12 protein-coding genes and 1 pseudogene are annotated in these 12,932 nt (G+C 49.0%); 11 read left to right on the forward strand and 2 right to left on the reverse strand.

The annotated features are described in order from the left end of the window. Positions 1–13 precede the first annotated feature (13 nt). The 5 genes and pseudogenes from ICW23_RS07045 to ICW23_RS07065 form a co-directional block, all read left to right on the forward strand. On the forward strand, positions 14–808 hold the full coding sequence (locus tag ICW23_RS07045) for an MBL fold metallo-hydrolase (RefSeq protein ID WP_016937374.1): 795 nt from the start codon (positions 14–16) through the stop codon (positions 806–808). Between the two features lie 86 nt (positions 809–894). Further along, the gene (locus ICW23_RS07050) at positions 895–2,091 is read left to right on the forward strand and encodes a S1C family serine protease (RefSeq protein ID WP_188154224.1); all 1,197 of its coding nucleotides are present in this window, start codon (positions 895–897) and stop codon (positions 2,089–2,091) included. Between the two features lie 450 nt (positions 2,092–2,541). Beyond that, positions 2,542–2,742 (forward strand): hypothetical protein, encoded by a 201-nt coding sequence (locus ICW23_RS07055; RefSeq protein ID WP_188154225.1) that lies wholly within the window; start codon positions 2,542–2,544, stop codon positions 2,740–2,742. Continuing rightward, entirely contained in the window at positions 2,739–4,163 is a 1,425-nt protein-coding gene (locus tag ICW23_RS07060; RefSeq protein WP_188154226.1) for a sensor histidine kinase, read from the forward strand. The genes ICW23_RS07055 and ICW23_RS07060 overlap by 4 nt, the downstream gene beginning before the upstream one ends. Before the next feature lie 173 nt (positions 4,164–4,336). Then, positions 4,337–4,972: pseudogene (locus ICW23_RS07065) on the forward strand (MFS transporter); the annotation flags it as partial. A 92-nt stretch (positions 4,973–5,064) separates the two neighbouring features. Here ICW23_RS07065 and ICW23_RS07070 read toward each other — a convergent pair. After that, a complete protein-coding gene (locus ICW23_RS07070) occupies positions 5,065–6,480 on the reverse strand; it encodes a sigma-54 interaction domain-containing protein (RefSeq protein ID WP_050544525.1) in 1,416 nt (471 codons plus the stop codon). Between the two features lie 208 nt (positions 6,481–6,688). Here ICW23_RS07070 and ICW23_RS07075 point away from each other — a divergent pair, with 208 nt between their 5' ends. The 6 genes from ICW23_RS07075 to ICW23_RS07095 all read left to right on the forward strand — a co-directional run bounded on the left by ICW23_RS07075 (position 6,689) and on the right by ICW23_RS07095 (position 12,369). Then, a complete protein-coding gene (locus ICW23_RS07075) occupies positions 6,689–7,894 on the forward strand; it encodes an ornithine--oxo-acid transaminase (RefSeq protein ID WP_016937379.1) in 1,206 nt (401 codons plus the stop codon). A gap of 223 nt (positions 7,895–8,117) precedes the next feature. Further along, positions 8,118–9,518: an amino acid permease gene (locus ICW23_RS07080; protein WP_016937380.1), complete on the forward strand. Its 1,401-nt coding sequence runs from the start codon at positions 8,118–8,120 to the stop codon at positions 9,516–9,518. A 73-nt stretch (positions 9,519–9,591) separates the two neighbouring features. Next, complete coding sequence (gene rocF, locus ICW23_RS07085; RefSeq protein ID WP_016937381.1) at positions 9,592–10,482, forward strand: arginase; 891 nt, start codon at positions 9,592–9,594, stop codon at positions 10,480–10,482. 130 nt (positions 10,483–10,612) lie between these two features. Continuing rightward, entirely contained in the window at positions 10,613–11,728 is a 1,116-nt protein-coding gene (locus ICW23_RS07090) for a response regulator aspartate phosphatase (protein WP_016937382.1), read from the forward strand. After that, complete coding sequence (locus ICW23_RS19090) at positions 11,715–11,849, forward strand: hypothetical protein (protein WP_007407881.1); 135 nt, start codon at positions 11,715–11,717, stop codon at positions 11,847–11,849. The genes ICW23_RS07090 and ICW23_RS19090 overlap by 14 nt, the downstream gene beginning before the upstream one ends. Before the next feature lie 46 nt (positions 11,850–11,895). Further along, positions 11,896–12,369 (forward strand): GNAT family N-acetyltransferase, encoded by a 474-nt coding sequence (locus ICW23_RS07095; RefSeq protein WP_016937383.1) that lies wholly within the window; start codon positions 11,896–11,898, stop codon positions 12,367–12,369. On the opposite strand, the gene ICW23_RS07100 is transcribed toward ICW23_RS07095, so the two are convergent. Then, a complete protein-coding gene (locus ICW23_RS07100; RefSeq protein WP_188154227.1) occupies positions 12,347–12,538 on the reverse strand; it encodes a hypothetical protein in 192 nt (63 codons plus the stop codon). The genes ICW23_RS07095 and ICW23_RS07100 overlap by 23 nt on opposite strands. Positions 12,539–12,932 lie beyond the last annotated feature (394 nt).

A 12,932-nucleotide genomic window follows, 5' to 3' on the forward strand; every position in this document is an offset into this window, starting at 1 on the left:
GGAGTGAGAACAAATGAGCTTGCAATTTAGCGTTCTTGCGAGCGGGAGTACCGGAAACGCGTTTTATCTGGAGACAGAGGAGCACTCTTTTCTGGTGGATGCCGGCCTGAGTGGTAAAGCGATGGACGGGCTGATGGAGAGAATCGGCCGCAAGATAGACGACGTGGACGGCATCTTTGTCACTCATGAGCACAGCGACCATATTAAAGGGCTCGGCGTCATTGCGAGAAAGTACGGTCTTCCCGTCTACGCCAATGAAAAGACGTGGAAAGCGATGGAGAATCAGATCGGCAAGCTGGATACCGGACAAAAGTTTTTGTTCCCGATGGAAAGCGTGAAATCTTTCGGAGGGCTTGATGTTGAGTCATTCGGCGTCTCTCATGACGCGGCCGAGCCGATGTTTTATGTTTTCCATTACCAAGGCAGAAAGCTCGCGCTGATGACGGACACCGGATATGTGAGCGACAGAATGAAAGGCATTATCCGTTCGGCCAATGTATTTGTGTTTGAAAGCAACCATGACGTCGGCATGCTGCAAATGGGCAGATACCCTTGGAGCATTAAGCGGCGGATTTTAAGCGATGTCGGCCACGTCTCAAATGAAGACGCGGCGCTCGCCATGACCGATGTCATCGGCGACGGCACATCACGCATTTATTTGGCGCATCTGAGCCAAGACAACAATATGAAGGAACTGGCGAGAATGTCCGTGCAGCAGACATTGGCTGCGAAAGGATTTGTCGCGGGGGAAACGTTTCAATTATTTGATACCGATCCGAAAATCCCGACGCCGCTGTGCGCCGTGTAATTTTTCCAAATGAATCATGATTATTAATCCGCGATATAACCCACACTATAAGCAAATTGAGTTCTCTTGAAAGGATTTGAGATAGGGTGGATTATAATCGCGATGATGAACAGTACGCCCCCGAACAGCCCCGCCGCAGTAAGAGAGGATACTTCCTTTCAAGTCTGATCGGCGTCATCGTCGGGGCCGCGCTCATGGCTTTACTGCTGCCGTACTGGACAGGCGGAGACCATGGTGAAAGCAGCAGAGGCGCCAATCAGCGCATCGGCAGCGAACAAGTGAAAACAGTCAACGTAAATGTCAACGACGCTGTCACGAATATGGTCAGCCGTGTATCAGGTTCGGTAGTCGGCGTTCTCAATATCCAAAAGACCGATATTTGGGGAGAGGGCGGCGAAGCGGGAAGCGGGTCCGGTGTCATTTACAAAAAGAACGGAACCACTTCTTATATCGTAACCAATCATCATGTCATTGAAGGTGCGACTGAGATTGAGATCAGCCTGAAAGATGACTCGCGTGTGCCTGCCGAACTGATCGGGAGCGACCGTCTGATGGATCTGGCCGTGCTGAAGGTGAAGTCTGATAAAATCAAATCGGCCGCCCAGTTCGGCAATTCCGATCAAGTCAAAGTCGGAGAACCGGTCGTGGCGATCGGAAATCCGCTCGGGCTTGAATTTGCAGGCTCAGTGACGCAGGGAATTATTTCCGGCAAGGAAAGGGCGGTGCCCGTTGACTCAAACGGAGACGGACAGCCGGACTGGAATGCGGAAGTGCTGCAGACCGACGCCGCGATTAATCCCGGCAACAGCGGCGGCGCTTTGATGGATATATCGGGTAAGGTGGTCGGCATCAACTCAATGAAGATCGCCGAATCCGCCGTTGAAGGAATCGGCCTGTCCATCCCTTCAAAGCTTGTCATTCCCGTTATTCAGGATTTAGAAAAATACGGAGAAGTCAGACGGCCTTTCCTCGGTATCGAAATGAAATCTTTAACGGATATTGCGAGCTACCACTGGAGCCAGACGCTGAAACTTCCGAAAGGTGTTAAAACCGGGGCGGTCATTATGGGTGTCGACGCGTTTTCACCGGCCGGCAAAGCAGGGCTGAAAAAGCTTGACGTGATCACCGGTTTCGACGGTCATAAGGTCAACGACATTGTGGATCTTCGTGAACGTCTGTATCGCAAAAAGATCGGCGACCGTGTGAACATCACGTTCTACCGTTCAGGAAAGAAAAAAACAGCGGAAGTCAAACTGACAGAAGCAGATCGATTACAGAAATAAAAAAGCAGCCCGGACATCCGGGCTGTTTTTTATTGTTTTATTTGTTAATATGATGAAGAAAAGGGGAGGTGAAACACATGAAAACGGCTGATGTGATCATCGTATTGAACGAAATCGAGGGTGAATGCGAAGGAAGAATTATTTTAGAATGCAGAATTTAAAAAAATGAACCATGTCATATCAAACGTCCTTTTTCAGGGCGCTTTTTTTATGCCGTTTTTTCCTGAAGGCGGGCCGCAACACGCTCAATTGATAATAGGCAGAAACAGACTGATGCTGCAAAATTGAAGCGGCAGGTGAAATTATTGTGATGTGCAGACTGCACCGTTTTTAGGCGTTGACTTTAACCAATTCAGCTTAGATTCCGTTTTGTTTCAGATAAAAGCGAATAATAGAAGAGGAAGCGAAAAAAATAAACACAGGCTGATACATCTAAGGAGAGACTGCATCATGAATAAGTTGAAAGGCATCCGGCTGCTGAGTGCAGACGGCGGGTCTGCACTCATTGATTTGATAACGATGGGGCTTTACCATGGAACGGTTCTCGGGGAAGACAATATCATCGAGGCATATATCCGCTCTTTACGCGAAAAGCTGAAGGACAAAGAGCACAAAGTGCGGGGCGCCGAATGCAGGGCGGACCTGGGATGAAGCGGAGAAAGCTGTTCAGAACCCTGCGATTCCAGCTCCTGTTCAGGTCACTGGCGATTTTGGCCCTGCTGTTATGCTTCATCGGCGGCACTCAGTACATGTTTATGGCACGGACGATGTATGAAAATCAGGCGATCAGCATCCAGAGCTATATCCATTCAATGGATCAAAGTGTATGGAGGTCAATCAAAACCCTTGCCCGTTCCGAAACACCGGCTCACCCGAATTTGATTTCCCCCGGGATGACGGCTGCTTTTATCAATCCATCATACAAGATGTCTGTTTTATCAGAAGACCCGCAAGCGGGAGCCGCCCCATCTTTTCCGAAAAACGTGTATCGGGATGCGCTGACAGACCCCATGGCGCTTCACTATCAGGTGGCTCACAATAAAGCGGGTAAGGAAATCATCGTCGTGTTTCAGGCGATTTCCGTTGGCGGAAGACAGGCGGGAGTTGTGCAAATGAGTACGCTGACCCAGCCTCTGAATGCTTCGCTTTTCCGCCAGATCGGCATTTTTGCGGTGCTTTCCTTTGCGGCTCTGGTCATCGGACTGTTTGTTTTCTTACCGATGATCCGGCTCACACTCAAGCCATTATCGCGCATTGGGCGTATGGTGGATGACATCAATGCCGCCAGTCTCGATAAACGGCTGCCGATTGATAAAAGGCAGGCAGAAATGGAGTCGCTGGGCATCTCCATCAATCAGATGCTGGGACGGATTGAAACCGCGTTTCAGGCGGAAAAAGAAGCGAAGGAGCGCATCCTGCAGTTTGTATCAGACGCGTCACATGAGCTGAGAGCACCCCTTACCTCCATTCACGGTTTTATCGAAATTTTAATGCGCGGAGCGGCGGAGAAGCCGGAGCAGAAAGAAAAAGCGCTTCAAAGCCTGTACGCGGAATCCGCCAGAGCGAATAAGCTGATAGAGGACCTTCTGTTTCTCGCGAAGATGGACCGGAAGCCGAGCTTTGAAATGAAAAAAGGCGCGCTGGGAGACGTCATTTTGGAAATGGAGGCTCAGCTGAGGCTGCTGGCGGGAAACCGGAAGCTCGAGTTTTTTGTCGATCAAAAGATTGAAGCCGTTTTTGACAAAGACAAAATGAAGCAGGTCATTCTCAATCTTTTTTACAATGCGGTGCAGCATACGGATGAAGAAACGGGCGTCATCACCGTCTCCCTGCAGAAAGACGGCGGAATCATGCTCATGATGGCGGACAACGGAGCGGGCGTCGCCCCGGAGCATGTGCCTCATTTGTTTGACCGGTTTTACAGGGCAGAAACCTCCCTATCCCGTAAATACGGCGGCACCGGGCTGGGTCTTGCCATTACAAAAACCATTATCGATAGCCATAACGGAACAATTGAAGTGAAAAGCGAGCAGGGAAAAGGCTCCGTGTTCGTAATCCGGCTGCCGGGGTAAGCCTGTTGATCCAAAAAGATCCCGCTCATACAAGAAGATTAATAAAATTCACCCGGACTATTTAGAATAGGAAAAACGGACGGAAGCCGCAGGAAGAACCGATCCGAATCGTGTATGCCGATTATTATCCGAACGCGGGCCGGAGCGGACGTAGCTGTTCCCCGCGTCAGCCATTTCAAAACAGTGAACACGAAACGCAGACGGTCGGTGACATCCTAAAGGAAGTCAAGGACTTCTTTAGGCTGAACAAAGCCTTTAAATATTTGGTGCTGTCCCTCTCTGTTTTCTTTGCGATTACATCGGTTTTTTATATCGGAAGGGCTGTCCGTGCGTCACATATCCGTTATTTTTGCGGGACTGTCCATCTTACAGGCGCTGTGCTCCATCTTTTCTTCAAAGCCGGCGGAAAAATTCACGCCGAGGCGCGTGCTTCTGCTGACATTCTGCATCATCGGGGCAGCCTATCTGTTTATACCTTTGGGCAGCCTGTACGTGACGATAGCCGCTTTTGTCGTCATTAACGCGCTCTATGACGTGATAGAACCCGTCTTCAGTCAGGTGGTGAACAATGAGATTCCGTCAAGAACGAGAGCCGCGCTGCTGTCGATTATCAGTTTGCTGACATCGCTCTTCATGTTCATTGCCTTTCCGTTTATCCGATTCTTAACGACTATTTTGATTCAGCCTTGCTGCTGACCGCAATCGGGGTGTTATCCATCTTATTGTCGCTGTTTATGATGCGCAGCTTTTACAAACTGAAAGCGAGCGTCGCCATCCAGTCGAGAATACGGAACATACATTGGCAGTGAGCGAAAACTTTTGGTTTACCGGGGAGCGGCTCGCCAATCAGACATAACCTGACGAAAGGCTGAGGAGCATCTCAGCCTTTTTTCAGTTGGATTCATTTCATCCGGTCCAGACCGAATTTTTTCAGGCGGTATTGCAGGCTTTGTCTGCTGATTCCGAGCTCGTTTGCTGTTTTGGATATGTTATTGCCGTGTTTTCTCAGGGTCTTTTCGATCATATATTTTTCGAAGTTCTCCATTTTATCTTTTAAATCGGTGCCGGGCTGGGTGCTTGCGGCGGCTTTGGCATCCGTGTCAGCCGGTTTGATTTTCATGCGGTACTGATAAGGAAGGTGGGCTGCCGTAATCGTCGTTTCATCCGTCATAAAGTTCATGGCGCCTTCAATCATATGTTCAAGCTCGCGAATGTTGCCCGGCCAGTCATATTCCAGGAAGAATCGCTGCACATCGTCACTGATCGAATCGACATGCATTTGAAACAGGTGATTGTTTTTCTGGATAAAGACTTCGGCCAGAGGCAGAATGTCTTCTTTGCGCTCCCGGAGCGGCGGAATGATCAGCGTGACAACGCTTAATCGGTAGTATAAATCTTTGCGCAGCCGCTCTTCTGAAATGGCGGTGATCGGGTCTTCATTCATCGTGGCGATGATGCGGACGTCAATCGGTTTGTCCTGCGCTGATCCGATGCGCCTGATTTTCTTTTCCTGAAGGGCGCGGAGCAGCTTTGCCTGCAGGCTGAGATTGAGAGAATTGATCTCATCAAGGAGAAGGGTGCCTCCCTGCGCCTGCTCAAATAAGCCCGGCTGGTCGATGGCTCCGGTAAAGGCGCCTTTTTTCGTGCCGAATAAAATGCTTTCGACCAGACTGTCCGGCAGGGCGGCGCAGTTTTGTGATATGAACGGGGCGCCTGAGCGCTGGCTGCCGTTGTGAATGCTTTGGGCGAACAGTTCCTTGCCCGTTCCCGTCTCACCGGCCAAAAGCACGGACGATGACGTGCGGGTTGCCCGTTTCGCGTTTTCGATGACTTCCCGAATGACCGGGCTGCTGCCGAGAATGCTGTCAAACGTGTAGCTGTTCTGTTCTTTTCTGTGCATATTCTCCCTGATCAGCCGTTCGAGCTTAGTGACGTCTTTGGCGATCTCCACGGCGCCTTTGATCTCGCCGTTTTGCACAATCGGGAAGGTGTGGTTGATCGTCGTGATTTCCTGGCCTTTGTTATTGAAATAGCTTTGCTTTACATTTTTAATCGTTTTGCCTTCCTGAAGGGCTTGGACGAGTGTGCTGTCCTGCTGACTGGAAAACATAAATACATCAGTCAGGTTTTTATGCAGGACGTCCCGTTCATCCATATCTTCAATCTGCATCATTTTCTTATTGTAAATGACGGTGCTGCCCTTTTCGTCCACCACATGCAGCCCGACATCAATCTCTTCCAGAATGCTTTGTAACACGAGTGTGAAAAATTCGCTGGTTGTGTGCAGGTCAATTCCCCCTCCCAATCGTCGTAACATTCATTATTTTAAAATAAATTGATCAGGAAACGCAAAAAAATTTTGCGCTTGCCTGAAGTTTGCACGCAAACTGCCGGAAAATTTTGCAGGAAGAGAAAGAATGCTGGCGAAATATCCCGTTTTTTCGGATTGGCACGGAACTTGCTTTATAAAAAGGGAAAGCAAGATCTTATGTTGAATGATATACAAAACAAGGGGGAATCAGATTATGTCAGCTTTCACAAAATCTCAAGAGATTATCAGCCAAACTTCACACTACGGTGCGAACAACTACCATCCTCTTCCGATCGTTATTTCTGAAGCGCAGGGTGTTTGGGTAAAAGACCCTGAAGGCAATCAATATATGGATATGCTCAGTGCTTATTCTGCCGTGAACCAGGGACACAGACATCCGAAGATTATTCAGGCGCTGAAGGATCAGGCGGATAAAATCACTTTGACGTCACGCGCGTTCCATAACGATCAGCTCGGCCCGTTTTATGAGAAAACAGCCAAGCTGACGGGAAAAGATATGATTCTGCCGATGAATACGGGGGCGGAAGCTGTTGAATCCGCTGTCAAAGCGGCGAGACGCTGGGCATATGAGGTCAAAGGAGTAGAAGATAATCAGGCGGAAATCATTGCGTGTATCGGCAACTTCCACGGCAGAACGATGCTTGCGGTATCCCTTTCTTCAGAAGATGAGTATAAACGCGGTTTCGGACCTATGCTTCCTGGTATAAAATTAATTCCATACGGAGATGCGGAAGCGCTGCGCCGGGCGATTACGCCGAACACAGCCGCTTTCTTATTCGAACCGATTCAGGGAGAAGCGGGCATCGTCATTCCGCCGGAAGGATTTTTACAAGAAGCGGCCGCTATTTGTAAGGAAGAAAATGTGCTCCTGATCGCTGATGAAATTCAGACGGGACTCGGCCGGACAGGGAAAAGATTCGCGGTTGACTGGGAAAATATCGTACCGGATATGTTTATCTTGGGCAAAGCGCTCGGCGGCGGCGTCTTCCCGATTTCGTGCATCGCGGCGAACCGTGATATTCTCGGCGTGTTTAATCCGGGTTCCCACGGCTCGACATTCGGCGGAAACCCGCTCGCTTGCGCGGTATCGCTCGCATCTCTTGAAGTCCTAGAGGAAGAAGGGCTGGCAGAGCGTTCCCTTCAGCTTGGCCGGTATTTTAAAGAAGAGCTTGAGAAAATCGATAACCCGATCATAAAAGATGTGCGCGGCCGCGGCCTGTTTATCGGCGTGGAACTGACTGAAGCGGCCCGCCCGTACTGTGAAAAGCTGAAAGGCGAAGGGCTTTTATGCAAAGAAACACATGATACCGTGATCCGGTTTGCACCGCCGTTAATGATTTCCCAGGAAGACTTGGACTGGGCGGTCCAAAAGATCACAAACGTGCTTCAAAACGCGTAAAAACTTGATGTGGAAACGCTTTCCCTCAGCTTGTATGGAATTAACAAATAAAAAATTCAGCACACTCTATTTGCGCGGCGACAGTATTTTAGTATAATGTATCTTTATGTACGAAAATGAATTTCATATAACTTTCATATACAAATAGAGGCTCTTTGGACAGCAAATCGGTTTCAAAGCACCGGCTTGGTTCCAATACAAGTTGCTGAAGGGGTGCAGAATAGTGAATACAAATCAAAAAGAGAATCAGCTTCAGCGCACAATGAAATCGCGCCATTTGTTTATGATTTCATTGGGCGGAGTAATCGGCACCGGGTTTTTCCTGAGTACCGGATATACAATCAACCAGGCGGGACCGCTGGGCGCGGTTCTGTCTTATCTGGTCGGCGGTTTTATTATGTTTTTGACAATGCTCTGCTTAGGCGAGCTTGCGGTTGCCCTTCCCGTATCAGGGTCGTTTCAGACGTACGCCACCAAATTTATCAGCCCCGCTTTCGGTTTCGCATTCGGCTGGCTGTACTGGCTCGGCTGGGCGGTGACATGCGCCATTGAGTTTTTATCTGCGGGACAATTGATGCTCCGCTGGTTTCCGCATGTTCCCGTATGGGTGTGGTGCCTCGTGTTTGTCGGGCTGATGTTTCTTTTGAACGCCATTACCACAAAAGCGTTCGCTGAGTCGGAATTTTGGTTTTCCGGCATTAAAATTTTAGTCATTCTGCTGTTTATTATTTTGGGAGGCGCCGCCATGTTCGGCCTGATCGATCTGAAACACGGCGAGCAGGCACCTTTCTTCTCTCATTTTTATGAGGATGGATTGTTTCCGAACGGCATGAAGGCGATGCTTGTTACGATGATTACCGTAAACTTCGCGTTCCAGGGAACGGAGCTGATCGGGGTTGCCGCGGGAGAAAGTGAAGACCCCGAGAAAACGATTCCGCGCTCTATCCGGCAGACGGTATGGAGAACGCTTGTCTTCTTCGTTCTCTCTATCATCGTCATTGCCGGCATGATTCCGTGGAAGCAGGCGGGAGTGGTCGAAAGCCCGTTTGTCGTGGTGTTTGAACAAATCGGAATCCCGTATGCCGCTGATATCATGAACTTTGTTATCTTAATTGCGCTGCTGTCAGTGGCCAACTCAGGCCTGTTTGCATCGACGCGTATCCTATATGCCATGGCGAACGAAGGACAAGCTTTTAAAGCGCTCGGCAAAACAAATAAACGCGGCGTGCCGATGAACGCGCTGATTGTGACGCTGGCCGTCGCCTGCCTGTCGCTGCTGTCTAAAGTGGCAGCGCCGGAAACCGTTTATATGTTTCTTTTATCATTAGCCGGACTAAGCGCGCAGGTCGGCTGGATTACGATTTCTCTGTCGCAGCTGATGTTCAGACGGAAATACATCCGCGAAGGCGGCAAAGTGAAAGACCTTAAGTTTAAAACACCGCTGTACCCGGTGCTGCCTATTGTCGGGCTGACGTTAAATACGGTCGTTCTGATCAGTCTCGCATTTGATTCAGAACAGCGGCTCGCCCTTTATTGCGGCATCCCGTTCATGGCGGTGTGCGTTATCGTCTATCATCTGTATGTAAAAAAGCATAAACAGTCAGAAAAACAGATAGAGCTTTAAATCTTTTCGTGTCCAAGTCATCTTTGAGAAACCCGCACAGGACAACATACAACATGTTGAGGTGGAAAAACGGATGAACAAGAATATCTCAGTTATTGGAATGCCGATGGATTTAGGACAAGCACGACGCGGAGTGGACATGGGCCCAAGCGCCATCCGCTACGCGCATCTCATTGAACGGTTATCTGACATGGGGTATGCGGTGGAAGACTTAGGCGACATCCCCGTCAATCGTGAAAAACTCAAAAATGATGAAGAGCTGAAAAATCTGAACTCTGTGCTTTCGGGGAACGAGCAGCTCGCCCACAAGGTGGACAGCGTCATTGAGAATGAGCGGTTCCCACTCGTCTTGGGCGGCGATCACAGCATCGCGATCGGAACGCTGACGGGAACGGCCAAGCACTATAAACAGCTCGGCGTCATCTGGTACGATGCGCACGGCGATTTAAATACGCTGGAAACATCGCCGTCAGGCAATATTCACGGAATGCCGCTGGCCGTCAGCCTCGGCGTCGGGCACGACACATTGGTGAATCTGGGCGGCTATGCCCCGAAAATCAAGCCGGAAAACGTCGTCATCATCGGCGCGAGATCGCTTGACGAAGGCGAGCGTGAATACATTAAGGAAACAGGCATGAAGGTTTATACGATGCATGAGATTGACCGCCTCGGCATGACGAAGGTCATTGAAGAAACCATTGACTACCTGTCAGACTGTGACGGCGTTCACCTCAGCCTTGATCTCGACGGCCTCGATCCGAGCGACGCGCCCGGCGTAGGGACGCCTGTCGTCGGCGGCATCAGCTACCGTGAAAGCCATTTGGCAATGGAAATGCTGCATGATGCCGACATTATCACCTCAGCTGAATTTGTCGAAGTCAACCCGATCCTCGATCACAAAAACAAAACCGGCAAAACAGCGGTTGAGCTGGTGGAATCTTTGTTGGGAAAAAAACTATTATAAAATATGCGCCTCCGCACCTGCGGAGGTTTTTTTGTTGCCACGAGGAAACTAGCCGGCTGTCACCCTCTTTTTGACCCTGTAAATATGATATATTTATTACACAAAATGGGAAAGGGAGGTGTCCTGACAGATGGCTGAGGTGATGGCCCACGAAACTGTTGCGAAAAAAATCAGTGACTGGTATGAAGAAATCAAAAAGCACAACACCGAATCGGCTGAGGCATTAAGAGAACAACTGCTTACAGATCTGCAAAATATGACACAAAATCAAACGGTGCTCCTTTATTTTAATTTAATTGATTCCCGCTATAAGCTATTGATGGAAGAGTATGAGAAAACAGACGGCATTTTAAAAACGATCCAGCTGACCGCTGATAAAGAAAAAACAGACCAGATGATTCAATACTATTATTACTTTTTTTCCGGAATGCACGAGTTTTACCAAAAACGGTTCATGAACGCCATTAATTTTTACCGGATTGCTGAAAGCAGGCTCCGGCACATACCGAATGAGATTGAAAGAGCCGAGTTTAATTATCAAGTGGCGATTGCCTATTATGAAATCCGCCAAAACTACTTTGCGATGAACCATGCGGAAAAAGCATTAGAGATCTACAAAGCGAACGAAATGTACGCGGTCAGAGAAGCACAGTGTTTAATGGTGATCGGCTGTAACAGAATGGACCTGTTTCACTACCAGAAAGCTGAAGAGCTCCTGCAGACGGCAGTCCATCAAGCCGCCAAAGCGGGCGATCCGCACATTGAAGCGCTCGCCCACTTTAACGCAGGCATTTGCTATGAAAGACAGGAGAAATTGGAGGAGGCGCGAGTCGAATTTGAAATGGCTCTCGATCAAAAGGAGCATTTGCGATCAGCGTATTCGGTGCGGAGTCTGTACATGCTGGCCAGAGTATTATTGAAGCAGGAACAGACGGATGAGGGACGGTTTTGGCTGCATAAAGCGCTGAATGCCGCAGAAGACAAAAACGAGCCCGTATATACCCAAAAGCTGCGCATCTTACAGCATGTATTTATTGACCACAGTGAAGAAGCGCTTGAATCAGCTTTCGCCGAGTTAAGAAGGAAAGAGCTGTGGAGTGACGTTTCCGATTTATCGTATCAAGCCGCAACGCATTTTAAAAAACAGGAGAATTACAAACTGGCGGCGAAGTATTTTCAGGAATCAATTGATGCCAATGACCAAATTTTGAGATTGACGGAGGGGATTCGTAATGAAAACATGTAAATTCATTGTACTCTCAGCAGCTTTAGCAAGTCTCATTTCGATTGGATTATTTGCGCAAACTGGTTCAACGGCACAAGCCGAACAAATCATAAAACCGGCGGAAAACGGAGCCTTCGGATAATACTTCATGAACCGCTTTCAGTCTGTGTTTTGTAAGGAGTGATTCAATGGCTATCACGCTGCAGCCGATGACAGGACAAGAATTTCAGTCCTATCTCGCTCATTCAACAAAGCATTACGCTGAAGATAAGGTAAAAGCAGGAACGTGGCTGCCTGATGAAGCGCCGGAATTAGCGGAGCTGGCGTTTGAAGACCTGCTTCCTGACGGCCTGGAAACGGCCGATCACTATTTATGGACGCTGACATTAGACGGTAAGGAAAATGCCGGCTGGCTGTGGCTGCACGCCGATCCGGATCACCCGCAGCACGACGCATTTATTTATGATTTCGGCCTTCATCCGCCCTTCCGCGGCAAAGGCTATGCAAAAGAGGCACTCGCAAGGCTGGAGGACAAAGCCAAAGATCTGGGTGTCCGCAAGATTTCTCTCCATGTATTCGCTCATAACGAAACGGCGCGGAAGCTGTATGAGAAGACGGGATTCCTGGAGACCGATGTGATTATGAGCAAAAAGCTGTCATGAAAAGAGGCCCGCACGATGGGCCTCTTTTGTTATTCATTTCCCGGGCAATGGCGGTAAGTTTTTGGACGGGCTCCGTATTGGCAGCTAAATGAAATCGCGGCGTTTCATCGGCATCAAGCTGATCCGCCTTTACCGAGCTCACGGCAGGGGGACGCCTTTGATCAGCCATCCTCCTTCATGGCGCCGCCGGTCTCTTCAATCGGCACCCGCGGATCAACCTATGCAGATCGTTTCTGAGCGGGCCTGCATCGCGAGGTAAAGAATTTTTCTGTATGGCGCCGAGTGCTTTTCCGACAAGCTCTTCATTCGATCCAATCCACATTGATCACCCCGAGAGGAACGGCATGACTCCCTCTGGCTGCCGTAGTCCTTCCTGCATGCCCATGCACCCTAACCCCAATGAGAAAACCGCAACGACCCGATTGTTATGTATTTGATAAGACGATTATGCATATCTTTTACTATTGTTATAAAATTTTTAAAAATCTGTAAATTGGCTATTTTTTTATCACAATTCCGTCATATAATGCAAATGTGGAAAAATTATACTTTGAGAAAAGAGG

Origin of the sequence: Bacillus sp. 1021, from assembly GCF_014534735.1 — a bacterium.
GTDB classification, from domain to species: Bacteria; Bacillota; Bacilli; order Bacillales; family Bacillaceae; genus Bacillus; species Bacillus siamensis.

Excerpts from the sequence above, each read along its gene's own strand:
- rocF (WP_016937381.1), top strand. The coding sequence starts at position 9,592 with ATGAACAAGAATATCTCAGTTATTGGAATGCCGATGGATTTAGGACAA.
- ICW23_RS07055 (WP_188154225.1), top strand. The coding sequence starts at position 2,542 with ATGAATAAGTTGAAAGGCATCCGGCTGCTGAGTGCAGACGGCGGGTCT.
- ICW23_RS07095 (WP_016937383.1), top strand. The coding sequence starts at position 11,896 with ATGGCTATCACGCTGCAGCCGATGACAGGACAAGAATTTCAGTCCTAT.
- ICW23_RS07070 (WP_050544525.1), bottom strand. The coding sequence starts at position 6,480 with ATGTTACGACGATTGGGAGGGGGAATTGACCTGCACACAACCAGCGAA.
- ICW23_RS07045 (WP_016937374.1), top strand. The coding sequence starts at position 14 with ATGAGCTTGCAATTTAGCGTTCTTGCGAGCGGGAGTACCGGAAACGCG.
- ICW23_RS07100 (WP_188154227.1), bottom strand. The coding sequence starts at position 12,538 with ATGGCTGATCAAAGGCGTCCCCCTGCCGTGAGCTCGGTAAAGGCGGAT.
- ICW23_RS07075 (WP_016937379.1), top strand. The coding sequence starts at position 6,689 with ATGTCAGCTTTCACAAAATCTCAAGAGATTATCAGCCAAACTTCACAC.
- ICW23_RS19090 (WP_007407881.1), top strand. The coding sequence starts at position 11,715 with ATGAAAACATGTAAATTCATTGTACTCTCAGCAGCTTTAGCAAGTCTC.
- ICW23_RS07060 (WP_188154226.1), top strand. The coding sequence starts at position 2,739 with ATGAAGCGGAGAAAGCTGTTCAGAACCCTGCGATTCCAGCTCCTGTTC.
- ICW23_RS07090 (WP_016937382.1), top strand. The coding sequence starts at position 10,613 with ATGGCTGAGGTGATGGCCCACGAAACTGTTGCGAAAAAAATCAGTGAC.